Here is a 23,412-nt window from a genome sequence, read left to right on the forward strand (position 1 = left end):
GATATCTGTAACTATAAGCAAGCCAGGACGATCCTCAAACGCCAGGGCAAAAAAAACCGGGCTATTGCCCGGCGGGTGGTTATTTTTCGTCTTTTTTCTTCCCGAGCGTTGGCGTCTCGTCGAAGAAGTTCCACGGCTTAAGCAGGGTATGCACCCATTCCGTTGGCATGATCGGCCACTCTTCCGCGCGCGCCACGTGGGTGGTGCCGGTGGTCATCCAGACTACGTCGTCCCGATCGTTGAGCGACTCGTTATCTTTGCTGTACTGCCCGAGGCCCGTGTCGTGTACGGAGCGGTTAGGGAATTTACCTTCCGGGTAGAGCTCATCAGGGTGGTAGCGGGTCACCCACAGCTGTTTGTCCATAAAGCTCAGGCGATGGTAGATCCACTCGTCCGGGGCAAATTTCGCGCCGGTCGCCACCGGGTGCGTACCGCCCGCGTAAGGGATGATCTGGTACGAGACCGGGTTACCCATGCGGTTCTCTTTACTTGTGTTGCTCAGCAGGCGAATCGTGCCCGGGTCGAACTTCTGCGCCGCCTGCTGCTCGGTATCAATATCATACTGATTGATCTGCATGGTGCTGGTGCGCGGACCCCCGGCGGTATTCGGCTTCACTTCCGGATCCATAGCCACCAGCTTGTTGTTGATGCCATCCACGTCCATATCAAGACGGAAGTTGTAGATGTGCTGGTGCGTGGTGCCCACGATGTTGTGGTCGATCAGCGTGCCGTATTTTGTATCGTCTTTGGCGGTGGCATCGTGCATGGTTTTCGCCTGCACGCCTTTCACCGCTTCGATACCCGTCGCGCCGGCGTCAATGCCGATGGTGCCATTTTCATGGAACACCCAGTCGAAGATGTAATCGTAATTGCCCACGGTACTCACCCAGCGCACCACCAGCTCGCGGCGCTCGGTGCTGACGTTAGGCTGGCCCATCTCCTGATGCTTATATTCCGGCCCCGCGTAGCGTTCGAAAATGGCGATCGCGCGCGGGATCTCCATCGGCGCGCCGGTGTAATCCGGAATGGTTTCATTGAGCATCACCGCGTTGGACGGCACGTCTTTACCGCGCACCAGCGGCGAGGTCAGGGTGCCCATGCCGTAGTCGCCGGAATCAAGATAGGCCTTAAAGTACCAGCCCACGTCCGGATCGCCGTAAGGAACGATCATGCCGCCGAGCGACCCCTGATACATAATCTGACGCTTTTTGCCGTTGTCGTTATACGTGACGGTTGAAATCATCGGGCCGACGCGGGAGTCCAGGCTCAGGTGGAAATCCCAGTTCTGCCAGTGCACCATATCGCCGGTGATGGTGTAGTTCTTGCCTTCCGGCTCGGTGATGTTGAGCGGTTTTTTCGGCGTCTCAACGCGGTCGCGGCCATCATAGGGACGCGGGGTCATGGGAACCGGAACAACGGCGCCTTCTTCAATCTTCTGGATCTTTTTCTGTTCAAGATCGACCACGGCCACCAGGTTCTCAATCGGGTGCGCCCAGTAGTTGCCGTCGCCCACGTCCAGATAGCTCACCACCTTCAGCAGGCGATCTTCCTGCTTCAGGCCGTCTTTACCGTCGAAATAGCCGACGGTCAGCGGCGTGGTAATCACTTTTTTCGGGTCGGTGATGCCGTGTTTTTTAAGCACCTCGGCGAACTCGGTACTTTCGTTAATAATCTGCTGAACCGCGGTGAAATCATCCAGCAGCACCATGCCGTGCGCGTCTTTCACCGGTTCCCAGCGCAGGATTTTTTTATCCTTCAGATCCACCACGCTTTCGATAACGTGCTTTCCATCGAGCATCACGATCTTCGCCTGACGCGGGGCATCCACAGCCGTACCGTTAAGCACAAAATCCCACACTTCGGCTTTCTCTGGCTCTGCAAGGGCAATCTGGGTAAAGCGGGTATTAGGCTTAAAGTCCGCCGAGGCTTTTACAATCTCAACGGCCTGCTTAATTTCGTCCGCCGTTAGCGCGTTTAGCGGGTGAGGGCGTTTTTCAACCTGGAAGGTCTGGTCAAGACCGGACTGGAAAACATCGTTGATGAAGGTATCGGAAATAAAGGCTTTCTTGCCTTTCATCACCACCGGCACCTCGAGCCTGAGGGTTTTGCCGTTGACGATGGCGGTTTTAGCGCCCGGTTTGACCTTCACAAAGGCACCGTCTTTCGCAATGGTGAACATCTGTGCGTAATCATCCCACTGCACGTCAGCGCCAAAGTCCTGCAGCGTTTTTTCCATCGGGACCATATGCGCCTCGCTGCCGTGGGCGAAAACAGGGGATTGCCAGGCGCAACACAGCGCAACGGCCATAGCCAGCGCCGTTCTACGGGCAGAAAAAGAAGAATTGCTTCCCATCGTAGACCTCATCTTGTTGTGTTTATTGTGTTGTGACAGCCTTATCCTGACAGGCGCCTGAGAAAAGCGTTTGCCTGCATCTGCCAGATTATTTGCCAGTCTTGCCAGGTTAAAAAAAGAGCGGGGATACATCACATGCTGGGCCATTTCCTCTCCCCACAAATGATGTCAGCACAGGCGACCCCCTCTCCCTTGAGGGAGAGGGCTGGGGTGAGGGGGAACATACGGCTGTAGTGGTCATTCCGTTCACTTCATGTTCCTTGCTATTCTGTCACGACATGACCAGTGAACGTGCCAGGGCGGCTCAGTCGCCGCCGCCCTGGCGACCCGGGCTCCCGGCGGTAAATCGCCGCTTCGCGGTGCCCTCAGCTTATTCCTTCAGGCTATCGGGTCGGGCATGAGCCTGCATCCCTGCAGGCCACGCCCTCTCGGCGCATCCCTGCGCCTCGCCCCGGCCTTACGGAAACGCCTCGGCGATTTACAGCCGGACCAAGGTATCGCTGTAAGCCATTAATTTTCCTGAAGCAATTTATCGCTTCCGGTTAAAAAAATTACAGGGATTCCTCCCCCTTTGGGGAGAGGGTCAGGGTGAGGGGCGTTAGCTGAAATCTCCCTGCTGGCGCGCCACCAGCGTCAGGATGGAGTAGAGCGCCACGGCCTGCTGGTGCTGGTTGAAGATCTCAACCGCCCATTCCACCACGCCGGTCGGTTTTTCCTCGGCACTGCGCTGTTTCTTCAGCGTTTTACGCTTGCAGGTCAAACGCACCTGAATGGTATCGCCCGGTTTGACCGGCTCGATAAAGCGCAGGTTTTCCATGCCGTAGTTGGCAATCACCGGCCCAACGCCCGCATCAACGAACAGTCCCGCCGCGGCGGAGATCAGGAAGTAGCCGTGCACCACGCGCTCGCCAAAGATCGACTCTGCCGCGCCGATCTTGTCCATATGGGCGTAAAAGTGATCGCCGCTCAGGCAGGCAAAGTTCACGATGTCCGCTTCCGTCAGGGTGCGGCGCGGCGTCAGCAGGCTGTCGCCCGGCTGCAGCTCCTCAAAGTATTTGCGGAACGGATGCACGCGATCTTCCTGCACCGTTGCGCCACGCACCCACTGCTTGCCAATGGCGGCCAGCATGGTCGGACTGCCCTGAATGGCGGTGCGCTGCAGGTAGTGCTTCACCGCGCGCAGGCCGCCCAGCTCTTCGCCGCCGCCCGCGCGCCCCGGGCCACCGTGCACCAGTTGCGGCAGCGGGGAACCGTGGCCGGTGGACTCTTTCGAGGCTTCCTCGTTGAGGATCTGAATACGCCCGTGGGCGCGCGCCGTGCCGAGAATAAACTGGCGGGCAATGTCCTGGTCTGCGGTGACCAGCGTGCCCGCCAGGCTGCCGCCGCCCGCGCGGGCAAGCTGCATCGCGTGCTGTGCATTGCGATACGGCATCAGCGTCGCAACCGGGCCAAAGGCTTCGGTTGAGTGGACTGCCGGAGTTTCATCCGGCTGCGGGCAGAACAGCAGCGTCGGCGGGAAGAACGCGCCCGCGGCCTGCAAATCCGCTTTGCCACCCAGGCGGACCTGGCAGCCTGCGGCGATCAGGTGATCCACTTTCTCCTGCACGTCCGCACGCTGTTCGGCGTTGACCAGCGCACCCATCTTTACCCCTTCCTGAGCCGGATCGCCCACCAACACCTTTTCCAGGCGGGCAATCAGCGCCTGGCTCACGGCGTCAATCTGGCTCTGCGGGACGATAATGCGGCGAATGGCCGTACATTTTTGCCCGGCTTTGGCGGTCATCTCGCGGACCACTTCCCGGATGAACAGGGCAAATTCCGGCTGCTCTGGCGTGACGTCTTCCCCCAGCACGCAGCAGTTCAGGGAGTCGGCCTCCATGGTGAACGGAATCGAATTCTCCACGATATTCGGGTGCACGCGCAGGCTTTGCCCGGTGCTGGCGGAGCCCGTAAAGGTCACCACGTCCTGACTGTCGAGCTGGTCGAGCAGATCCCCCGCGCCGCCGCAGATCAGGCTGATGGCGCCGTCCGGCACCAGCCCGCTGTCGACGATGGATTTCACCATCGCCTGCGTCACCTGTGCGGTGGCGGTGGCGGGTTTGATGATGGCGGGCATGCCGGCAAGCCAGGTCGGGGCCAACTTTTCCAGCATCCCCCAGCAGGGGAAGTTAAAGGCGTTGATGTGCACCGCCACGCCGGACTTCGAGGTCAGGACGTGACGCGCGGCAAAGCCGCCTTCTTTTGACAGAGGAATTAACTCGTCTTCCGGCCACACGGTGTCATCCGGCAGCTCGCGGCTGCCCAGGCTGGCGTAAGTGAAAAGGGTGCCGATCCCGCCTTCAATGTCCACCCAGCTGTCTGCTTTAGTCGCCCCGGTCTGTGCGGACAGGGCATAAAACGTCTCTTTTTCGCTAAGCAGGTGCTTTGCCACCGCCTTCAGCATGGCCGCACGTTCGATAAAGGTCATCTCGTGAAGCGCTTCGCCGCCGCGATCAATCGCATAGCGGCGGGCGGCCGCCATGTCCAGCCCTTCGCTGGTCACGCTCCACAGCGCTTCGCCACTGATGGCGTGATGAATAGTGCGTTCGCGGCCCCGGCCAGACTGCCAGGAACCGGATAAGAAGCTGGCTAACTGCTGCATCGCTTATCTCCAAATGTTACGTAATTTACTCATTAATAGTTTAATCATGAATCATAAAAATCAAGCGGCGTTTTTAATGAATTGTTAATGATGTGATCTGACTGGATGAATTACAGAATACGAAGGTCCGCTTATCAAGGCTTTCAGCAAAAGGCCTGCGAGCAACGTCACAGAATCAGGAAACAATTCTTGGGGTTATATTTAACCTTTGTGTAACTTTTAAAAAACAAAGTGATTCAACATTACGCTTTAATTTGCAAACTAACGAATCATAAAGGTGATGACGTGACGCAAGAACAACGGTTTGAGCAGCGCATAGCGCAGGAGACGGCGATTGAGCCTCAGGACTGGATGCCTGACGCCTACCGTAAGACGTTGATCCGTCAGATTGGCCAGCATGCGCACTCCGAAATTGTCGGCATGCTGCCGGAAGGGAACTGGATCGCTCGCGCCCCGACGCTGCGCCGAAAAGCGATCCTGCTGGCGAAGGTGCAGGACGAAGCCGGACACGGGCTTTACCTCTACAGCGCGGCGGAAACGCTGGGCTGCGCGCGGGAAGACATCTACCAGAAGATGCTCGACGGCAAGATGAAATACTCCTCCATCTTCAACTATCCGACCCTGAGCTGGGCCGATATCGGCGTGATCGGCTGGCTGGTGGACGGCGCGGCCATCGTCAACCAGGTGGCGCTGTGCCGCACTTCCTACGGTCCGTATGCCCGCGCGATGGTGAAAATCTGTAAAGAAGAGAGCTTCCACCAGCGTCAGGGCTTTGAGGCCTGCATGGCGCTGGCGCAGGGCAGTGAAGCCCAGCGCCAGATGCTGCAGGATGCCATCAACCGCTTCTGGTGGCCGGCGCTGATGATGTTCGGGCCGAACGACGACAACTCGCCGAACAGCGCCCGCAGCCTGGCGTGGAAAATCAAACGCTTCGGCAATGACGAGCTGCGCCAGCGCTTTGTCGACAACACGGTGCCGCAGGTAGAAATGCTGGGCATGACGGTGCCAGATCCCGACCTGCGTTTTGATGAAGAGAGCGGTCATTACCGCTTCGGCGAGATCGACTGGCAGGAGTTTGACGAGGTCATTAACGGGCGCGGCATCTGCAACCACGAACGCCTGGCCGCGAAACGTAAAGCCTGGGAAGAGGGCGCGTGGGTGCGGGAAGCCGCGCTGGCGCACGCCGAAAAACAGCGCGCCCGTCAGGCCGCTTAAGAGGAAATAACCATGAGCAATGTCTACTGGCCGCTGTACGAAGTGTTCGTACGCAGCAAACAGGGGTTGTCCCACCGTCACGTGGGCAGCCTGCATGCCGCCGACGATCGCATGGCGCTGGAAAATGCGCGTGATGCCTATACCCGCCGCAGCGAAGGCTGCTCTATCTGGGTGGTGAAGGCGAGCGAGATTGTCGCCTCCCAGCCGGAAGAGCGCGGCGAGTTCTTCGACCCGGCGGAAAGCAAGGTTTACCGCCACCCGACGTTCTACACGATCCCTGACGGCATCGAGCATATGTGAGGCAAAGAATGAACTCAATGACTGCCTATGCCCTGCGTCTGGGCGACAACGGTCTGGTGCTCTCCCAGCGTCTCGGCGCCTGGTGCGGCCACGCGCCGGAGCTGGAAATCGATCTCGCGCTCGCCAATATCGGCCTCGATCTGCTGGGCCAGGCGCGTAATTTCCTGACCTATGCCGCGGAGCGGGAAGGCCAGGGCGATGAAGACACGCTGGCGTTTGGCCGCGACGAGCGCCAGTTCCGCAACGTCCTGCTGGTGGAGCAGCCGAACGGCAGCTTCGCCGACACCATTGCCCGCCAGTACCTGATGGATGCCTGGAACGTGGCGCTGTATGAACGCCTAGCCCTAAGCCGCGACGGCCAGCTTGCCGCCATTGCCGCCAAAGCGATTAAAGAGGCGCGCTACCACCTGCGCTTCAGCCGCGGCTGGCTGGTGCGTCTGGGCGATGGGACAGAAACGTCTGCGCAAAAAATGCAGCAGGCCATCGACAGCCTGTGGCGTTTTACGGCGGAGCTGTTTGACGCCGATGACGTCGAGCGGGAGCTGATTGAGTCCGGCGTGGCGGTTGACCCGCGCCTCCTGCGCCAGCCGTGGGAAAGCGAAGTGTATGCCGGTCTGAATGAGGCCTGCCTGCAGGTGCCCGCCGAGGTGGCGTACCGCACCGGGGGCAAGCAGGGGCTGCATACCGAACATCTGGGCCCGATGCTGGCGGAAATGCAGTATCTCCAGCGCGCGTATCCCGGTCAGCAGTGGTAAAGGAGAACGCTATGCAACGCCTCGTCGACATCGCGCCTGCGCAAATCCCGCAGATCTGGGCGCTGTTAAGCAAGATCCCCGATCCGGAAGTGCCGGTGTTAACCATCACCGATTTAGGCATGGTGCGCAGCGTGAAGGCGCAGGGGGAAGGCTGGGTTATCGGCTTCACGCCCACCTACTCGGGCTGCCCGGCAACGGAACACCTGCTAGGGGCGATCCGCGAGGCGATGACCGCGCACGGCTTTACCCCGGTGCACATTGTGCTCCAGCTTGAACCCGCCTGGACCACCGACTGGATGACCCCCGACGCGCGCGAGCGCCTGCGGGCGTATGGCATCAGTCCACCGGTGGGGCATAGCTGTCACGCGCACGCCCCGGTGGAGGTGAGCTGCCCGCGCTGCGCCAGCATCGACACCGCGCTTATAAGTGAATTTGGCTCGACGGCCTGCAAAGCGCTCTACCGCTGCAATTCCTGCCGTGAGCCCTTCGACTATTTCAAATGTATTTGAGGCTGCCATGACAACGTTTCATTCATTAACAGTGGCAAAAGTGGAACCCGAAACCCGCGACGCGGTAACCATCACCTTTGCGGTGCCGCAGGCGCTGCAGGAGGCCTACCGCTTCCGTCCAGGCCAGCACCTGACGTTAAAAACGAAGCTTGGCGGGGACGAGCTGCGCCGCTGCTACTCCATCTGCCGGAGTGCCGCCCCGGGCGAAATCAGCGTGGCGGTCAAGGCGATTGAAGGCGGGCGCTTCTCCCGCTATGCCCGGGATGAGATCAAAGCGGGCATGGCGCTGGAGGTAATGGTTCCTCAGGGGCAGTTTGGCTACCAGCCGCGGGCCGAACGCGAAGGCCACTATCTGGCAATTGCGGCAGGCTCCGGGATCACCCCGATGCTGGCAATTATCTCCGCGACGCTTGAGACCGAACCGAACAGCCATTTCACCCTAATCTACGGCAACCGCAGCAGCCAGAGCATGATGTTCCGCCAGGCGCTGGCGGACCTGAAGGACAAATACCCGCAGCGCCTGCAGCTGGTCTCCATCTTCAGCCAGGAGCGGCTGGACAGCGACCTGCTGTATGGCCGCATCGACGGGGAAAAGCTGCAGGCGCTGGCGAAAACCCTGATCAACTTCCGCCAGTACGACGAGGCGTTTATCTGCGGCCCGTCCGCAATGATGGACGACGCGGAAGCCACGCTGAAGGCGCTGGGGATGCCGGACAAATCCATTCACCTTGAGCGCTTTAACACCTCCGGTATCACCGTTAAGCGCGCGGCGCACGTGCAGGTTGATGGACAAAAAGTGACCGTTCGCCAGGACGGGCGCGACCGTGAAATCACCCTGACGGCGGACGACGAAAGCATTCTCGATGCCGCCCTGCGTCAGGGGGCGGATCTGCCTTATGCCTGTAAGGGCGGCGTCTGCGCCACCTGTAAATGCAAAGTGCTGCGCGGGAAGGTGGACATGGCAACCAACTACAGCCTGGAGCCGGACGAGCTGGCGGCCGGGTATGTGCTGAGCTGCCAGTCGCTGCCGTTAACCGCCGACGTGATCGTCGACTTCGACGCGAAGGGGATGGCATGAGCGAACTGATTGTTACCCGTCATGGCCGCGTGCTGCAGCTGACGCTAAACCGTCCGGCGGCGCGCAACGCCCTCAACAACGTGCTGTTGACCCAGCTTGCGGAACAGCTTGAGGCCGCCGCCGTGGATGCCGAGATTTCCGTCTGCGTGATTTACGGCAGCGAGCGCTGCTTTGCCGCCGGGGCCGATCTCAACGAAATGGCGGAGAAAGACCTGCCCGCCACGCTAAACGATATTCGCCCGCAGCTGTGGTCACGCATCAATACGTTCAGTAAACCGCTGATCGCCGCCGTGAACGGCTTCGCGCTGGGCGCAGGCTGCGAGCTGGCGCTGCTGTGCGACGTGGTGATTGCCGGTGACAACGCCCGTTTCGGCCTGCCGGAAATCACGCTCGGCATCATGCCCGGCGCGGGCGGCACCCAGCGTCTTATCCGTAGCGTCGGTAAATCCCTGGCCAGCAAAATGGTGCTGACCGGTGAGAGCATTACCGCAGAGCAGGCGCTGAGCGCCGGGCTGGTGAGCGATGTTTTCCCGGCAGCGCTGACGCTGGAGTATGCCCTGAAGCAGGCGGCCCTGATGGGGCGCCACTCGCCGCTGGCGCTACAGGCAGCCAAACAGGCGCTTCGCCAGTCTCAGGAGGTGCCGCTTCAGGCCGGTCTGGCCCAGGAGCGCCAGCTGTTTACGCTGCTTTCTGCCACCGAAGACCGCCGGGAAGGCATCAACGCCTTCCTACAAAAACGCACTCCCGACTTTAAAGGACGCTAATTGTGGAATTTATTCTCAGTCATGTAGAACAGGGCGTGATGACCATTACGCTGAACCGTCCGGAGCGTCTGAACAGCTTTAACGACGTCATGCACCGGCAGCTGGCCGAGTGCCTGAAACAGGCCGAGCGCGATGACACCGTTCGCTGCCTGCTGATCACCGGGGCAGGACGCGGCTTTTGCGCCGGTCAGGACCTCAACGACCGCAACGTCGACCCTAACGGCCCGGCACCGGATCTGGGCATGTCCGTTGAAACCTTCTACAACCCGCTCGTGCGCCGCCTGGCAAAGCTGCCGAAGCCGGTCATCTGTGCCGTTAACGGCGTGGCGGCGGGCGCGGGCGCCACGCTGGCGCTCGGGTGCGACATGGTGATTGCGGCGCGTTCCGCCAGCTTCGTGATGGCCTTCAGCAAGCTCGGCCTGGTGCCGGACTGCGGCGGCACCTGGCTGCTGCCGCGCGTGGCCGGACGCGCCCGCGCCATGGGGCTGGCGCTGCTCGGCGACAAGCTCAGCGCCGAACAGGCGCAGGCGTGGGGCATGATCTGGCAGGTGGTCGATGACGAAGAGCTCTCCACTACGGCGCAGCAGATGACCCTGCATTTTGCGTCGCAGCCGACCTTCGGCCTGGGGCTGATCAAGCAGGCGATCAATGCTGCGGAAACCAATACCCTGGACGGCCAGCTCGATCTGGAGCGTGACTATCAGCGCCTGGCCGGGCGCAGCGACGACTACCGCGAGGGCGTCAGCGCCTTCCTCGCGAAGCGCGCGCCGAACTTTACGGGGAAATAAGATGCTGAACATACGTACGGTCGCCGTGATTGGCAGCGGCACGATGGGTGCCGGGATTGCCGAAGTGGCGGCCAGCCACGGGCATCAGGTGCTGCTCTATGACATCTCCAGCGATGCGATATCACGCGCCATCGACGGGATCCGCCAGCGTCTGGCCTCCCGTGTGACGCGCGGAAAACTCTCCGCCGATGCCGGGAGCCAGACCCTTGCCCGGCTTGTTCCCGTCACGGAGATCGACGCGCTCTCCACGGCCGATCTGGTGATTGAAGCGGCCTCCGAGCGGCTGGAGGTGAAAAAGGCGCTGTTTGCCCAGCTGGCTGAGATCTGCCCGCCGCAGACGGTGCTGACCAGCAATACCTCCTCCATCTCCGTCACGGCGATTGCGGCGGACGTCCACCACCCGGAGCGCGTCGCAGGCCTGCATTTCTTTAACCCAGCGCCGGTAATGAAGCTGGTGGAGGTGGTCAGCGGGCTGGCGACCTCCCCGGAAGTGGCCGACGCGCTGTGCGAGCTGGCGCTGAACTGGGGCAAACAGCCCGTTCGCTGCCAGTCAACGCCGGGGTTCATCGTCAACCGCGTCGCGCGTCCGTTTTATTCTGAAGCCTGGCGCGCGCTGGAAGAGCAGGTCGCGCCGCCGGAGGTGATTGATGCCGCCCTGCGCGAAGGCGGCGGCTTCCCGATGGGGCCGCTGGAGCTGACCGACATGATTGGTCAGGACGTAAATTTTGCGGTGACCTGCTCGGTATTTAACGCCTTCTGGCAGGAGCGTCGTTTTCTGCCTTCGCTGGTGCAGCAGGAGCTGGTGCTGGCTGGAAGGCTGGGCAAGAAAAGCGGGAAGGGCGTGTACGACTGGCAGGGCGACAAACCTGACGTGCAGTGGGTTGAGTCGGTGAACGACAGCTATAGCCCGATGCGCGTGGAAAAGCGACGTGACGGTGTCACGGAAATTGATGATGTGTACCTGATTGAAACGCAGGGAGAGACCGCGCAGGCGCTGGCGCTGCGGCTCAACGGCCCGGTGGTGGTGGTCGACCGCATCGAGCGTGACGTGGCGGTCATTGCCGCTGCCGCCAGCAACCCGCATACCGCGACGCAAAAAGCCATCCGCTACCTGCAGCAGCAGGGACACCGGGTGGTGCGAATTGCCGATTATCCCGGCCTGCTGATCTGGCGAACGCTGGCGATGATTGCCAACGAGGCGCTGGATGCCCTGCAAAAAGGGGTCGCCAGCGAGAAGGACATCGACACGGCCATGCGCCTGGGCGTGAACTACCCGAGCGGGCCGATCGCCTGGGGCGAGCGCCTGGGCTGGCAGCGCCTGCTCACACTGCTGGAGAACCTGCAGCGCCATTACGGCGAAGAGCGCTATCGCCCCTGTTCACTGCTGCGCCAGCGCGCGCTTCTGGAGAGTAGCTATGAGTCATAACGCCTGGCATAACGCCCGCACCATGTACGAACGGGACGCCTGTGCTCAGGCGATGGGGATGGACATTGTCGAGATGGACGAGGGCTACGCGGTTGTCACCATGACCATCACCCCGCAGATGCTTAACGGCCACAAAACGTGCCACGGCGGGCAGCTGTTTTCGCTGGCGGACACTGCCTTTGCCTACGCCTGCAACAGCCAGGGGCTGGCGGCGGTGGCCTCCGGCTGCTCGATTGATTTCCTGCGTCCGGGCTTTGCCGGGGACACGCTCACCGCCACCGCGCGGGTGAAGCATCAGGGCAAGCTGACCGGCGTGTACGACATTGAAATCCAGAACCAACAACAGAAAACCGTCGCCCTTTTTCGCGGAAAATCTCACCGCATCGGCGGCAGCGTGACAGGAGAAGCCTGATGCGTGACGCATTTATTTGTGATGGCGTTCGAACACCGGTGGGCCGTTACGGCGGCGCGCTTTCCGCAGTCCGAACCGACGATCTGGGTGCCGTTCCGCTGCGCGCGCTGCTGGCCCGCTACCCGCAGCTCGACCTGGAGCGGATCGACGACGTGATTTTCGGCTGCGCCAACCAGGCGGGGGAAGATAACCGCAACGTAGCGCGCATGTCGTCGCTGCTGGCCGGGCTGCCGCAGACGGTATCCGGAACCACCATTAACCGCCTGTGCGGTTCCGGGCTGGACGCGATTGGTTTTGCCGCGCGCACCATTAAGGCGGGCGATGGCGACCTGCTGATCGCGGGCGGCGTGGAGTCGATGTCCCGCGCGCCGTTCGTGATGGGCAAAGCCACAGCCGCCTTTCAGCGTCAGGCGGAGATCTTTGATACCACCATCGGCTGGCGATTTGTGAATCCGCTCATGCATCAGCAATTCGGAACTGACAGTATGCCGGAAACGGCAGAGAATGTAGCTGAATTGTTAAATATCAGCCGTGCCGATCAGGACGCGTTCGCCCTGCGCAGCCAGCAGCGTACCGCGCTGGCACAGCAGAACGGCATTCTGGCGCAGGAGATCGTGCCGGTGCCGGTGCCGGGTAAAAAAGGGGCGGTCACAGCGTTCAGCGTGGATGAACATCCGCGGGCGGACACCACGCTTGAACAGCTTGCCGGGCTGAAAACGCCGTTCCGTAAGAACGGGGTGATCACGGCGGGGAATGCCTCCGGGGTCAACGACGGCGCTGCGGCGCTGATCGTCGCCAGCGAGAAGATGGCGCTGGCGCAGGGGTTAGTCCCGCGCACGCGGATCGTGGCGATGGCGACGGCAGGCGTGGAGCCACGTCTGATGGGGCTTGGCCCGGTACCCGCCACCCGGAAGGTGCTGGAGCGCGCCGGGCTCAGTATTAACGATATGGACGTCATCGAGCTTAATGAAGCTTTCGCCGCGCAGGCGCTGGGCGTGCTGCGTCAGCTGGGCCTGCCGGACCATGCCGCGCACGTCAACCCGAACGGTGGCGCAATTGCGCTGGGCCACCCGCTGGGCATGAGCGGCGCCAGGCTGGCGCTGGCCGCGAGTAATGAACTGCACCGACGCGGCGGGCGCTACGCGCTGTGTACGATGTGCATCGGTGTGGGTCAGGGCATTGCCATGATCCTTGAGCGTGTTTGAGCATAAAAACAATGTGAGTACCCTACAATGACAAATACAACAAAGCTTGATCCGATTGAAACGGCCTCCCTTGACGAGTTACAGGCGCTGCAGACAGAGCGTCTGAAATGGACGCTGCATCACGCCTACAACAACGTGCCGATGTACAAACGCAAGTTTGACGCCGCGGGCGTTCACCCTGACGATTTCAAAGAGCTGGCGGATATCCGCAAATTCCCGTGCACCACCAAGCAGGACCTGCGGGATAACTATCCGTTCGATACCTTTGCCGTGCCGATGGAGCAGGTGGTGCGCATTCACGCGTCTTCCGGCACCACCGGCAAACCGACCGTTGTCGGCTATACGCAGGGCGACATCGACAACTGGGCCAATCTGGTGGCCCGCTCCCTGCGCGCGGCGGGCGGCAGCGCGAAGGACAAAATTCACGTGGCGTATGGCTACGGCCTGTTTACCGGCGGGCTGGGGGCGCACTACGGGGCCGAGCGTTTAGGCGCGACGGTGATCCCGATGTCCGGCGGCCAGACGGAGAAACAGGCGCAGCTGATCCGTGATTTCCAGCCGGACATGATCATGGTCACGCCATCCTACTGCCTCAACCTGATTGAAGAGCTGGAGCGCCAGATGGGCGGCGATGCCAGCGGATGTTCCCTGCGCGTGGGCGTCTTCGGCGCCGAGCCGTGGACGCAGGCCATGCGCCGGGAAATTGAAAAACGCTTAGGGATTACGGCGCTGGACATCTATGGGCTCTCCGAAGTGATGGGGCCGGGCGTGGCGATGGAGTGTATTGAAACCGTCGACGGCCCGACCATCTGGGAAGATCATTTCTACCCGGAGATCGTCAACCCGAACGACGGCACGCCGCTGGATGACGGTCAGCAGGGCGAGCTGCTGTTCACCACGCTGACCAAAGAGGCGCTGCCGGTGATCCGCTACCGCACCCGCGACCTGACGCGCCTGCTCCCGGCCACCGCGCGCAGCATGCGCCGTATGGACCGGATCAGCGGCCGCAGCGACGATATGCTGATCATCCGCGGCGTCAACGTCTTCCCGTCGCAGCTGGAAGAGGAGATCGTAAAGTTCGAACATCTTTCGCCGCACTACCAGCTGGAGGTGAACCGTCGCGGGCATCTTGATTCACTTTCCGTGAAGGTGGAGCTAAAAGAGAGCAGCCTCACGCTGACCCACGAGCAGCGTTGCCAGGTGTGCCACCAGCTGCGCCACCGCATTAAGTCGATGGTGGGGATTTCCACCGACGTGACGATCGTGAACTGCGGCAGCATCCCGCGCTCGGAGGGAAAAGCCTGCCGGGTGTTTGACCTGCGTAAAGCGGCGGCTAACGGCTAAGTTTCCTCTCACCCCGGCCCTCTTCCAAAGGGAGGGGGTTAGGGTGAGGGGCTATCCCAGGATCCTATGCTATGATTCATCCAGGACAAAAATAACAACAGAATGAATCACATGAATAAACTCGACGCCTTTATCCAGCACGCGGTCAGCTCCGTTCCCGTCAGCGGGACCTCGCTTATCTCCTCGCTATACGGTGACGCGCTTTCCCATCGCGGCGGTGAGATTTGGCTCGGCAGCCTGGCTGCCTTACTGGAAGGCATGGGGTTTGGCGAACGGTTCGTGCGTACCGCGCTGTTTCGCCTCAACAAAGAGGGCTGGCTGGACGTCTCGCGCATCGGACGACGTAGCTTTTACCGCCTGAGCGATAAAGGGCTTCGCCTGACGCGTCGCGCGGAGAATAAGATCTACCGCGCGGAACTGCCCGCCTGGGACGGAAAATGGCTATTGCTGCTCTCAGAAGGGCTGGACAAAACCACCCTTGCCGACGTCAAAAAACAGCTGATCTGGCAGGGGTTTGGCACGCTGGCGCCAAGCCTGATGGCCTCGCCGTCGCAGCATCTTGCGGACGTGCAGTCCCTGCTTCACGATGCTGGGGTGGCGGAAAACGTGATTTTCTTTGAAGCCCACTCGCCGCTGGCGCTCTCCCGCGCCGCGCTGCGTTCACGCGTGGAAGAGTGCTGGCAGTTAACCGAGCAAAACGCGATGTACGAGTCGTTTATCAGCTCGTTCCGGCCGCTGCTGCCGCTGCTGAAAGAGGCCGCGCCCGAGGAGCTGACGCCGGAACGCTGCTTCCAGATCCAGCTGCTGCTGATTCACTTTTATCGTCGCGTGGTGCTGAAGGATCCGCTACTGCCGGAAGAGTTACTGCCCGCGCACTGGGCGGGGCAAAGCGCCCGACAGCTCTGCATAAATATCTATCAGCGTGTCGCGCCGGGAGCGCTGGCGTTTGTCAGCGAGAAGGGCGAAACCTCCGTCGGCGAACTGCCCGTGCCCGGCACGCTCTACTATCAGCGCTTTGGTGGTCTCACAAGCGCATAAGGAGGGAAGATGCCTGTTTATCAAATTGACGGCCTGACGCCGGTCGTGCCTGACGAGAGCTACGTTCACCCAACGGCGGTGCTGATTGGCGACGTGATTCTGGGCAAAGGCGTTTATGTCGGTCCTAATGCCAGCCTGCGCGGTGATTTTGGCCGTATCGTGGTGAAAGACGGGGCGAATATTCAGGATAATTGCGTGATGCACGGCTTCCCGGAAGAGGACACGGTGGTGGAAGAGGACGGGCATATCGGCCACAGCGCCATTCTTCACGGCTGCGTGATCCGCCGTAATGCGCTGGTGGGCATGAACGCGGTGGTGATGGACGGGGCGGTCATTGGTGAAAACAGCATCGTCGGCGCGGCTGCGTTCGTGAAGGCGAAAGCGGAGATGCCCGCCAACCATTTGATTATCGGCAGCCCGGCCAAAGCGATTCGCGAGCTGAGCGAGCAGGAGCTCGCCTGGAAGCAGCAGGGCACGCGGGAATACCAGGTGCTGGTGGAGCGCTGCAAGCTGACGATGCATCAGGTTGAACCGCTGCGCGAGGTTGAGCCTGAACGGAAGCGGCTGACGTTTGATGAGAATTTAAGGCCGAAGTCTGCGGTGTAGGACGGGAAGTCTGCGCCAGGGCACTAACGGGAAGATGTGACCCCGCCTCATCATGCTATAAATCCTCCGACATAGACTCATCACGATAAAGGACGCAGAGTTATGCTGAGAGGAAAACGCGCTGTTATCACGGGCGGCGGCGGGGGATTTGGTCAGGCGCTTTGCGTCTGGCTGGCGCGAGAGGGCGTTGACGTTGATTTTAGCGCCCGTCGCGAGGAGGATATAGAAAAAACTTGCGCCCTCATAGCGGCTGAAGGGGGTGTGGCAAGAGGGTATCTCTGTGATTTAGCCCAGCCGGAATCCGTTTCTCAGTTCTCTTCGCAAGTCTTACATTCAGACAGGCCAATCGATATTTTAATACTGAATGCTGCTCAGTGGCTGTCAGGAACAATAGACGAACAATCGAGCTCTGAAATCGTCAATACCGTCAATTCAGGCCTGACAGGTTCAATCCTGCTCACCCAGACGCTGCTTTCAGGATTGCGACGCTCAGACGGCGCAGACATCATTGCGATTATATCCGCATGCGGTATTCCGAACTTTACAGATTCCATTGCCCATCCCGCTTTTTTTGCCAGTAAACACGGGCTAAGCGGCTTTCTAACGAAACTGTCAGCATACTTATCCAAAGAAAATATTCGGGTAACCGGGTTATATCCGCCTGATTTTGAACTGACCGGTTTAGATGCACATGTCGATCGTCAAACAAGAATGGGGGAGCGTCTGGTGAATGGACGGTCCATCTGGGAAACGATGCGTTTTGTGCTGACTCAGCCTCGAAGTTGCCATATTAGTACCATCTACTTTCAGGGGCCGACTCGTGAAGATCTGGCGCATCAGGCCTGAATCTGACGGCGGGCGCTCACCGTAATTGCTGATAAACGCGTTCAGGCATCCCATTATTCGCAAAACGGTTGCCAGAGATAATAAGGCTGTCTTTTTTCGCCATATCCATCAACAGCGCGATGCCAATGTAATTACTCCAGTTAAAGGTATTTTGCAGCACCACCACCGCATTGCCTTTTTCTTTGTCATAACCGATAAAGCTGGAGTAGCCGCCGATATAGCCGACCTGATAGGTGATTTTTTCCAGACCGATAAAGTCGGTGGTCCAGGCAATACCCTGTACCCCGTCGGGACGTTGAATATCGGTATTTCTGACTTCGGCGAAGACGCTGTCCAGCAAGGGATTGTGGGTCGTCGATACGTGATAGCGCGCATAGGCCGCCAGATCTTCGGCGTTGCTGTATAAGCTCGCTGCCGCCACCATGTTGTTGGAAAAATGCCAGTCCGGCGTGAGCTGTCCGCGCGGGATGAATTTCGGCTGATCGCCCGCGTGGCCGAGGGCGCGCTGCGGGTATCCTTTTAGCTGCTGTGGCGTAAAGCTGCTGTTAGCCATTTGCAGCGGATGGAAAATATAGCGCGAGGCTAAACTCTGGATATCTTCGCCTGTTTTGTGTTTCAGGATATAGCCGATCAGCGCGTAGCCGGTATTGGAGTATTGCGGCACTTTACTCTTTGGCGCTTGCCAGTCGGCGAGGTAACGCAACACGTTATCGCTATCCAGCTCGCCGTAGAAATTATCGCCCGTGCTTAAATAGCTGATGAATTTTCCAAGCATCGGAACATCCATATTCTGACGCGGCAGGCCGGAGGTGTGGGTTACCAGTTCAAGCAGGGTGATTTTTTGTGCATCCACGCTAAGCGGCGTACCCGGCGGTAACAATGTTGCCAGGCTATCGTTCCAGTTCAGTTGCCCTTCATTGACCAGACAAGCCACCACTTCCGCCGTGATCCCTTTGCTGAGCGAGCCGAGTGCAAACAGGGTGTCGGGCCTGACCGGATAACGATTGACCGCATCGGTTACGCCCCAGGTGTAAAACTGCGGTGAGCCGTGATTATGAATGACCGCGACCGTCATTCCTGGAACGGATTTTTGCGCCATGTAGTGACGCACCACGCTGTCAACGTCGCCATCCAGCGAATCATGAGTGAGAAGTTCCTGAGTACCTTCCGGGGAGGACATTTGTGAAAGTGTGCCACAACCGCTGAGGAGTGGGAGAGTAAGCAGAAGCCAGCGAATTTTTTTTGTTATGTTCTGCATACCTGATAGCGAGTGTGGTGGTCATTGGCGCGCCAGGAATGTATCACAAATAGCCTGCTTGAATGTAAACTTTCTACACGGTGACGGCCCTGTGGGTGGTCAACGTGACTTTTCGGCCAGCTTTGAGGGATTTTAGTATGACTCGCTTTTATCAACTTACCGCCACCCGTCTGGATGGACAGCTTACCTCTATGGCCGACTATGCCGGAAAGGTGGTTTTGGTCGTGAATACCGCCAGCCAGTGTGGCTTCACGCCGCAATATGCTGGTCTTGAAGCGCTGTACAAGAAGTACGCCGATCGGGGGTTAGTGGTGCTGGGCTTCCCCTGCAACCAGTTTGGTAAACAGGAACCCGGCGGCGCCGACGAAATCTCGAAAACCTGTTACATCAACTACGGCGTGAGTTTCCCGATGTTCGAGAAGGTTGAGGTTAACGGTAGCGCAGCGCATCCGCTGTTTCGTTATCTGAAAAACGAATTACCCGGCGTGCTGGGTGAGCGAATTAAGTGGAACTTTACTAAGTTTCTTATCGGACGCGACGGTAAACCACTGAAGCGCTTTGCTCCGATGACTACCCCAGAGAAAATGGAGGGGGAGATTGTTGAGGCTTTGCAGTGGTAGGTGTTGTGGTGACTGGGGCATTCCACAAATCAAGTGCTAACGAAAATGAATTATATGGAAGCTGGCAACTGACGCCCCTCGATTGTGGAAGATCTTACTGCCTTTCCTTATGACTGCTTTGTGCCAGCAGCGGACGTTGCGCGGTATGTTAGTTATGATACGAAATGTTTGCGTAAGATTTTTTCTAATAGTGAAAAAATTACTGTGACCCTTTTTGGAGTAATCGTCTGATAAGGCCGATATAAATAAAATTGCCATTTCTCCTGTCGCAGTTCTGGCAGGGGTTTTATGAGTTGACCATTTGCTAAGTACTCTCTACAGATAAAATCGCTGGACTGTACAACCGTTTTGCCAGCCAAAGCGGCCTGAATTTCTGCGTATGGGTCCGTAGTATAAAATTCAATATGACGAGGGACAAAGGTATTCACTGCGTCACTCATAAATTCAAAGATTTTTCCCGTTTCAGGATTAAGTAAACCACTGAATGGATAACGTTGCCGAAGATCTTCTAAATCCGTTGGAGCTCCCAGGCGCGCAACGAGTTCTGGGGATGCTACCAAAATATGTTCCACCTGCGTGATATTTTTAATGATAAAGTTTGGATTAGGTTCTCGCCCGACGCGTATACCTATATCGATACGATGCTCGACAGTATCAAGTTTCATCATGTCTAAACGCCAGTCGATAAATAATTCAGGATATGGGCGTAGCGCAGTCAATAGTTCATATAATACTTGTTCATGCTTTGGAAATCGAAGCGACGTGATACGGACAATGCCCTTCATTTCATTATCATCTTTCGCCGTCTGAAATAGTTTTTCCGAATCCTCAAGTAGTCGCCTGGCTTGAGGTAAAAAAAGCTCACCGAAGCTTGTGAGAAAGATCGAGCGAGTATTGCGTCTGAAAAGGGGTTCATCAAGCTGTTTCTCCAGCTCAGCGATTGTTCGTGTTACAACCGATGGTGAAACCGAAAGCTTTATAGAGGCTTCGCGGAAGTTGAGGGTCTCAGCGGCGATGATAAAAAACTTCAGAGCATCAAGTTTGTTCATGATTGTTGTGAAAGTTGCAATAATGTTTTTTGATATTAGCAATTAATTTGCAATTATTCCAGTCGTATAATCAAACCATCAAACAAGTAATCTATCGTATCCTTTTATCAGAACTTTGAAGAGTAATTTATGGCAATACAACCAGTAGAATTAAACAAAGCCTATCGTTTATTGCAGGTCGGGCCAACGACGATGATATCGGCTAAAAATAATGGTATTGAAAATGTCATGGCAGCTGCCTGGGTGGGATTAGTAGGCAATAACAAAGTGATGGCTTTTATAGGTCCACAGGCATTTACACGCGGCCTTGTCGAAAAAAGTGGATATTACGTTGTCCAGGTCCCAGTAGTAAATCAGATGGAAATGGTTTTATATGCAGGCGGTCACAGTTATTCTGACACACCAGAAAAAAACAATAAAATCCCACTTTTTTATCAGAAAGAGTTTGATCTGCCTTTAGTTGTAGGTTGCGCTGGCTGGCTAGTCTGTAAGGTTATACCCAATGAAGAAAATGAAAAGCAGCACAACTTGTTCATGGGGGAAATTGTCGGAGCATGGAGTGATGACCGCGTTTTCAGGAATGGGCACTGGATTTTTGATGATGCGCTTGATGAACTACGTACTGTCCATTACGTAGCTGGCGGACAGTTTTACGCCATTGGCAAAGGTACAAAATTTAATTATGGTCCGGGAAAAGACTAATCCTTACTTCTGTATAAATGTAGCCATAGAAAATGGCTACATAGAGGTAAGAACACCAAAATCAACCCATTAAAGATGTCCGCTCTTCGCTCAGAGCAGACATTATCCTCATCCAAGCCTGCTTCGCGCCAGGATAAAACCCATTACCCCCGCAGCCACGGCGTAATCGTCAGCCCGGTAAGCAAACCTTCCGGGCTGAGCAGGCGAGTGACGGTTTGCCCCCACGGCTCTATACGGTTAGCCACCAGCAACCGATAGCCTTTTTCGCTCAGAACGCGGGTAGCCGAGTCCAGATCCTGTACTTCGTACTCAATCCATCCCTGTGGTATCGGGTGCTCCGTGAGCCACTGTTCTTCTCCAAAACAGGACGCAGCCGCCTGTGCGAGCGGCCAGACGGCAAAATGCTTCACGCCTTCCAGCTGGCCCGCTTCAGTGAGCAGATATTCGCTATTCCCCTCCATCGGCTTCAGCGGAAGGCCGAGTGTCTGGACATAAAACGCGGCGCTGGACTCCGTATCCCGCGATATGGGCCCGAACCCGGCGACGAACAAGACATTAATACCCGGTAACGTCTGCAACATATCCACTCCTGAATGAGGTGAAATTCACCCTGAAATTATCTCACGATCGGCTGAAATACGACTCTCAATTCTGGTATCGCATTCACCGTGCCTGAACGTCCATGACGGGTTTAAAATTCAACGCGATGACGATCAGCAGCACGACTCCCGCACTCATGATCAACCATGCGCTGGTCAGCGAGACCGAACTGTCGCGAACGATCCCCGCAATTAACGGCATAAGCGCGGCAATCATATATCCACCTCCCTGAACTTTAGACAGTAACTTCCCGGCCTGCGCGGGCGTTCGCGCATGATCGAACGTGACGATAAGCGACAGCGGGAAGAGGGCGCCGATCCCGGTGCCAAGCAGCAGCGTGGATAAGACGGGCGTTGTACCCGGCGAAAAGACCAGGCACAGTAATCCCGCCAGCAGCAGCAACAATACGGCGATCAGCGGCACGCGGCGATCGGGGAATTTACCAATCAGCGCCGAGACGACAAACCCTGCAACAACCTCGGTTAACGTCAGCCAGGCCAGCATGTAGCCGCTGCTGCGTGCGGTCCATCCCGCCTGAATATAGAGCGGGGGCAGCCAGGCCAGTACCAGCGTATAGGCTCCCGTTCCCACGCCGAAAAAGAGCAACAGTAGTGCCGTACGGGAGGACGAGAGCGTAACGGTTTCGCGTGCTGGTTTTTCCCCCTGAGGATGCTTCACCAGCGTTATCCAGAGCATCAGCGCCAGCAGCGCTAACAGCCCTGCCATTGCCAGCGCGGGCTTCAGCGTTAGCCATGAAAACAACGGCTCAGCGCTGGCGGCGGCGACAGCCGCACCGGCCATAATGCCCGTGCTGAATAGCGACATTATCGTGCTGGCCGTTTGCGTATACTCCTTTTTTACCAGGGCAGGCATTAACGCCTGGATAGTGCCGATGCTGGCCCCGCCGAGTAACGCGGTGCCCATAAGATTCGCCGGTGAAGCGCTAAACCCGCGTAACAAACAGGCCGCAAGAAGGATGAAGAGCCCGAGCATAATTCCCCTGATTGCTCCGAGTGTGGCCAAAAGCCAGGGACCACACAGGGCGGCGAGTCCCATCATCGCCACCGGCAGGGTGGTCAGCAGGCTAAATTGCGTCGCGGTCAGCCCCGCTTCGCGCTGCAGCACGGAGAACAGTGGTCCAACCGAGGCCAGAATGGGGCGAAGGTTCAGCCCGACGATAAAAACGATAATGGCGAAGAGTAATGGCGATGTGCGTTTCAACATGGAATCCTTTTCGGGTGTGAATTGCCCGGGCAAATCGCCGCGAGCATTTATCTTAACGTTAAGATAAAATGTGTTTTTGCGTAAGATGTACCGCACAACAGGATAAATACCCACCCCATTAGAGGTGAAAATGAAAGACCATGTAGATTTCGTCGTCGGCCAGTGGGGCCGCGCCATGCCGGAGCTGGACGCCTCGTCGATGAAAATTTTTGGCCGAATGCTCCGGCTGATGAAGCATCTTGGAAAAGAATGGGCGGAGGCGATGGCGCAGTTTGGCTTTCGCGAGGGCGAGTTTGACGTGCTCGCCACGCTGCGTCGCGCCGGGGAGCCGTACTGCCTTTCGCCCACGCAGCTGTATACATCGCTGTTGATCACCTCAGGGGCGATAACGAACCGGCTCAACCGTCTTGAACAACAAGGGCTTATCACGCGGGTTGCCGATCCCGATGACAAGCGCAGCTCGCTCGTCAGCCTGACGCCGCGCGGGCAGGCTCGTATCGAACAGGCGCTGCTCGTGCATACACAGACGCAAAATGCTCTGCTAAGAAACCTCTCTGAGGCGCAACGCGCGCAGCTTGAGTCCCTGCTGAGGGAATTGCTGCTGGCGTTTCCGGCTGAGGAATGGGATGAAACGTCACCGTGTGCCGATAATACAAAAACTGCATGATTACACCTTACA

At 58.1% G+C, this 23,412-nt stretch carries 23 protein-coding genes; 17 read left to right on the forward strand and 6 right to left on the reverse strand.

The features are described from left to right. Window positions 1-79: 79 nt before the first annotated feature. Window positions 80-2,353 carry a primary-amine oxidase gene (tynA, locus tag F0319_RS10080; protein ID WP_149366815.1) on the reverse strand — a complete coding sequence of 758 codons (2,274 nt, stop codon included), beginning with the start codon at window positions 2,351-2,353 and terminating at the stop codon, window positions 80-82. Window positions 2,354-2,951: 598 nt separating this feature from the next. Continuing rightward, window positions 2,952-4,994, reverse strand: a complete 2,043-nt coding sequence (gene paaZ, locus F0319_RS10085) for a phenylacetic acid degradation bifunctional protein PaaZ (protein ID WP_149366816.1) — start codon at window positions 4,992-4,994, stop codon at window positions 2,952-2,954. Window positions 4,995-5,279: 285 nt separating this feature from the next. Here paaZ and paaA point away from each other — a divergent pair, with 285 nt between their 5' ends. From paaA to F0319_RS10155, 14 genes are all read left to right on the forward strand, one after another. Further along, window positions 5,280-6,209: a 1,2-phenylacetyl-CoA epoxidase subunit PaaA gene (gene paaA, locus F0319_RS10090; protein ID WP_063616970.1), complete on the forward strand. Its 930-nt coding sequence runs from the start codon at window positions 5,280-5,282 to the stop codon at window positions 6,207-6,209. A 12-nt stretch (window positions 6,210-6,221) separates the two neighbouring features. Then, window positions 6,222-6,509 (forward strand): 1,2-phenylacetyl-CoA epoxidase subunit PaaB, encoded by a 288-nt coding sequence (paaB, locus tag F0319_RS10095; RefSeq protein ID WP_008502380.1) that lies wholly within the window; start codon window positions 6,222-6,224, stop codon window positions 6,507-6,509. Window positions 6,510-6,517: 8 nt separating this feature from the next. Next, window positions 6,518-7,264 carry a 1,2-phenylacetyl-CoA epoxidase subunit PaaC gene (paaC, locus tag F0319_RS10100; protein WP_149366817.1) on the forward strand — a complete coding sequence of 249 codons (747 nt, stop codon included), beginning with the start codon at window positions 6,518-6,520 and terminating at the stop codon, window positions 7,262-7,264. An 11-nt stretch (window positions 7,265-7,275) separates the two neighbouring features. Next, window positions 7,276-7,773 (forward strand): 1,2-phenylacetyl-CoA epoxidase subunit PaaD, encoded by a 498-nt coding sequence (gene paaD, locus F0319_RS10105; protein WP_149366818.1) that lies wholly within the window; start codon window positions 7,276-7,278, stop codon window positions 7,771-7,773. 7 nt (window positions 7,774-7,780) lie between these two features. Next, the gene (gene paaE / locus F0319_RS10110) at window positions 7,781-8,851 is read left to right on the forward strand and encodes a 1,2-phenylacetyl-CoA epoxidase subunit PaaE (RefSeq protein ID WP_111964719.1); all 1,071 of its coding nucleotides are present in this window, start codon (window positions 7,781-7,783) and stop codon (window positions 8,849-8,851) included. Then, window positions 8,848-9,615: a 2,3-dehydroadipyl-CoA hydratase PaaF gene (gene paaF, locus F0319_RS10115; protein ID WP_149366819.1), complete on the forward strand. Its 768-nt coding sequence runs from the start codon at window positions 8,848-8,850 to the stop codon at window positions 9,613-9,615. The genes paaE and paaF overlap by 4 nt, the downstream gene beginning before the upstream one ends. Continuing rightward, complete coding sequence (gene paaG / locus F0319_RS10120; RefSeq protein WP_149366820.1) at window positions 9,615-10,403, forward strand: 2-(1,2-epoxy-1,2-dihydrophenyl)acetyl-CoA isomerase PaaG; 789 nt, start codon at window positions 9,615-9,617, stop codon at window positions 10,401-10,403. Before paaF ends, paaG begins: the two co-directional genes overlap by 1 nt. Before the next feature lies 1 nt (window position 10,404). Continuing rightward, window positions 10,405-11,829, forward strand: a complete 1,425-nt coding sequence (gene paaH / locus F0319_RS10125) for a 3-hydroxyacyl-CoA dehydrogenase PaaH (protein WP_149366821.1) — start codon at window positions 10,405-10,407, stop codon at window positions 11,827-11,829. Beyond that, window positions 11,819-12,241 (forward strand): hydroxyphenylacetyl-CoA thioesterase PaaI, encoded by a 423-nt coding sequence (gene paaI, locus F0319_RS10130; protein ID WP_008502373.1) that lies wholly within the window; start codon window positions 11,819-11,821, stop codon window positions 12,239-12,241. Before paaH ends, paaI begins: the two co-directional genes overlap by 11 nt. Continuing rightward, a complete protein-coding gene (gene pcaF, locus F0319_RS10135; protein WP_149366822.1) occupies window positions 12,241-13,446 on the forward strand; it encodes a 3-oxoadipyl-CoA thiolase in 1,206 nt (401 codons plus the stop codon). Before paaI ends, pcaF begins: the two co-directional genes overlap by 1 nt. A gap of 27 nt (window positions 13,447-13,473) precedes the next feature. After that, on the forward strand, window positions 13,474-14,790 hold the full coding sequence (gene paaK, locus F0319_RS10140; RefSeq protein WP_136194799.1) for a phenylacetate--CoA ligase PaaK: 1,317 nt from the start codon (window positions 13,474-13,476) through the stop codon (window positions 14,788-14,790). Between the two features lie 102 nt (window positions 14,791-14,892). Beyond that, window positions 14,893-15,828 carry a phenylacetic acid degradation operon negative regulatory protein PaaX gene (gene paaX / locus F0319_RS10145; RefSeq protein ID WP_028016008.1) on the forward strand — a complete coding sequence of 312 codons (936 nt, stop codon included), beginning with the start codon at window positions 14,893-14,895 and terminating at the stop codon, window positions 15,826-15,828. Window positions 15,829-15,837: 9 nt separating this feature from the next. Further along, the gene (gene paaY, locus F0319_RS10150; protein WP_111964714.1) at window positions 15,838-16,434 is read left to right on the forward strand and encodes a phenylacetic acid degradation protein PaaY; all 597 of its coding nucleotides are present in this window, start codon (window positions 15,838-15,840) and stop codon (window positions 16,432-16,434) included. A 102-nt stretch (window positions 16,435-16,536) separates the two neighbouring features. Further along, on the forward strand, window positions 16,537-17,280 hold the full coding sequence (locus F0319_RS10155; protein WP_149366823.1) for an SDR family oxidoreductase: 744 nt from the start codon (window positions 16,537-16,539) through the stop codon (window positions 17,278-17,280). A gap of 16 nt (window positions 17,281-17,296) precedes the next feature. Here F0319_RS10155 and F0319_RS10160 read toward each other — a convergent pair whose 3' ends face one another. After that, the gene (locus tag F0319_RS10160; RefSeq protein WP_240168088.1) at window positions 17,297-18,538 is read right to left on the reverse strand and encodes a serine hydrolase domain-containing protein; all 1,242 of its coding nucleotides are present in this window, start codon (window positions 18,536-18,538) and stop codon (window positions 17,297-17,299) included. Window positions 18,539-18,675: 137 nt separating this feature from the next. Between F0319_RS10160 and F0319_RS10165 the strand changes: the two genes are divergently transcribed. Continuing rightward, entirely contained in the window at window positions 18,676-19,158 is a 483-nt protein-coding gene (locus F0319_RS10165; RefSeq protein WP_149366824.1) for a glutathione peroxidase, read from the forward strand. Window positions 19,159-19,310: 152 nt separating this feature from the next. On the opposite strand, the gene F0319_RS10170 is transcribed toward F0319_RS10165, so the two are convergent. Beyond that, window positions 19,311-20,207 carry a LysR family transcriptional regulator gene (locus F0319_RS10170; RefSeq protein WP_047174611.1) on the reverse strand — a complete coding sequence of 299 codons (897 nt, stop codon included), beginning with the start codon at window positions 20,205-20,207 and terminating at the stop codon, window positions 19,311-19,313. A gap of 129 nt (window positions 20,208-20,336) precedes the next feature. Here F0319_RS10170 and F0319_RS10175 point away from each other — a divergent pair, with 129 nt between their 5' ends. Beyond that, on the forward strand, window positions 20,337-20,909 hold the full coding sequence (locus tag F0319_RS10175; protein WP_149366825.1) for a flavin reductase family protein: 573 nt from the start codon (window positions 20,337-20,339) through the stop codon (window positions 20,907-20,909). A 143-nt stretch (window positions 20,910-21,052) separates the two neighbouring features. Here F0319_RS10175 and F0319_RS10180 read toward each other — a convergent pair whose 3' ends face one another. Further along, window positions 21,053-21,490 (reverse strand): VOC family protein, encoded by a 438-nt coding sequence (locus F0319_RS10180; RefSeq protein ID WP_149366826.1) that lies wholly within the window; start codon window positions 21,488-21,490, stop codon window positions 21,053-21,055. Between the two features lie 82 nt (window positions 21,491-21,572). Then, window positions 21,573-22,733, reverse strand: coding sequence for an MFS transporter (locus F0319_RS10185; RefSeq protein ID WP_149366827.1), 1,161 nt, complete (start codon window positions 22,731-22,733; stop codon window positions 21,573-21,575). Window positions 22,734-22,863: 130 nt separating this feature from the next. On the opposite strand from F0319_RS10185, the gene F0319_RS10190 reads away from it, so the two are divergent. Next, the gene (locus F0319_RS10190; RefSeq protein WP_149366828.1) at window positions 22,864-23,400 is read left to right on the forward strand and encodes a MarR family winged helix-turn-helix transcriptional regulator; all 537 of its coding nucleotides are present in this window, start codon (window positions 22,864-22,866) and stop codon (window positions 23,398-23,400) included. The last annotated feature ends 12 nt before the right edge of the window (window positions 23,401-23,412 follow it).

Origin of the sequence: Enterobacter vonholyi, from assembly GCF_008364555.1 — a bacterium.
Classification (GTDB): Bacteria; Pseudomonadota; Gammaproteobacteria; order Enterobacterales; family Enterobacteriaceae; genus Enterobacter; species Enterobacter vonholyi.

What these genes read in the sequence shown, in the direction of transcription:
- F0319_RS10180 (WP_149366826.1), bottom strand. Translation starts at nt 21,490, where the DNA reads ATGTTGCAGACGTTACCGGGTATTAATGTCTTGTTCGTCGCCGGGTTC.
- paaZ (WP_149366816.1), bottom strand. Translation starts at nt 4,994, where the DNA reads ATGCAGCAGTTAGCCAGCTTCTTATCCGGTTCCTGGCAGTCTGGCCGG.
- F0319_RS10185 (WP_149366827.1), bottom strand. Translation starts at nt 22,733, where the DNA reads ATGTTGAAACGCACATCGCCATTACTCTTCGCCATTATCGTTTTTATC.
- paaH (WP_149366821.1), top strand. Translation starts at nt 10,405, where the DNA reads ATGCTGAACATACGTACGGTCGCCGTGATTGGCAGCGGCACGATGGGT.
- F0319_RS10170 (WP_047174611.1), bottom strand. Translation starts at nt 20,207, where the DNA reads ATGAACAAACTTGATGCTCTGAAGTTTTTTATCATCGCCGCTGAGACC.
- tynA (WP_149366815.1), bottom strand. Translation starts at nt 2,353, where the DNA reads ATGGGAAGCAATTCTTCTTTTTCTGCCCGTAGAACGGCGCTGGCTATG.
- paaC (WP_149366817.1), top strand. Translation starts at nt 6,518, where the DNA reads ATGAACTCAATGACTGCCTATGCCCTGCGTCTGGGCGACAACGGTCTG.
- paaK (WP_136194799.1), top strand. Translation starts at nt 13,474, where the DNA reads ATGACAAATACAACAAAGCTTGATCCGATTGAAACGGCCTCCCTTGAC.
- F0319_RS10165 (WP_149366824.1), top strand. Translation starts at nt 18,676, where the DNA reads ATGACTCGCTTTTATCAACTTACCGCCACCCGTCTGGATGGACAGCTT.
- F0319_RS10155 (WP_149366823.1), top strand. Translation starts at nt 16,537, where the DNA reads ATGCTGAGAGGAAAACGCGCTGTTATCACGGGCGGCGGCGGGGGATTT.
- paaI (WP_008502373.1), top strand. Translation starts at nt 11,819, where the DNA reads ATGAGTCATAACGCCTGGCATAACGCCCGCACCATGTACGAACGGGAC.
- F0319_RS10175 (WP_149366825.1), top strand. Translation starts at nt 20,337, where the DNA reads ATGGCAATACAACCAGTAGAATTAAACAAAGCCTATCGTTTATTGCAG.
- paaF (WP_149366819.1), top strand. Translation starts at nt 8,848, where the DNA reads ATGAGCGAACTGATTGTTACCCGTCATGGCCGCGTGCTGCAGCTGACG.
- paaD (WP_149366818.1), top strand. Translation starts at nt 7,276, where the DNA reads ATGCAACGCCTCGTCGACATCGCGCCTGCGCAAATCCCGCAGATCTGG.
- paaY (WP_111964714.1), top strand. Translation starts at nt 15,838, where the DNA reads ATGCCTGTTTATCAAATTGACGGCCTGACGCCGGTCGTGCCTGACGAG.
- paaE (WP_111964719.1), top strand. Translation starts at nt 7,781, where the DNA reads ATGACAACGTTTCATTCATTAACAGTGGCAAAAGTGGAACCCGAAACC.
- F0319_RS10160 (WP_240168088.1), bottom strand. Translation starts at nt 18,538, where the DNA reads ATGCAGAACATAACAAAAAAAATTCGCTGGCTTCTGCTTACTCTCCCA.
- paaX (WP_028016008.1), top strand. Translation starts at nt 14,893, where the DNA reads ATGAATCACATGAATAAACTCGACGCCTTTATCCAGCACGCGGTCAGC.
- paaB (WP_008502380.1), top strand. Translation starts at nt 6,222, where the DNA reads ATGAGCAATGTCTACTGGCCGCTGTACGAAGTGTTCGTACGCAGCAAA.
- pcaF (WP_149366822.1), top strand. Translation starts at nt 12,241, where the DNA reads ATGCGTGACGCATTTATTTGTGATGGCGTTCGAACACCGGTGGGCCGT.
- F0319_RS10190 (WP_149366828.1), top strand. Translation starts at nt 22,864, where the DNA reads ATGAAAGACCATGTAGATTTCGTCGTCGGCCAGTGGGGCCGCGCCATG.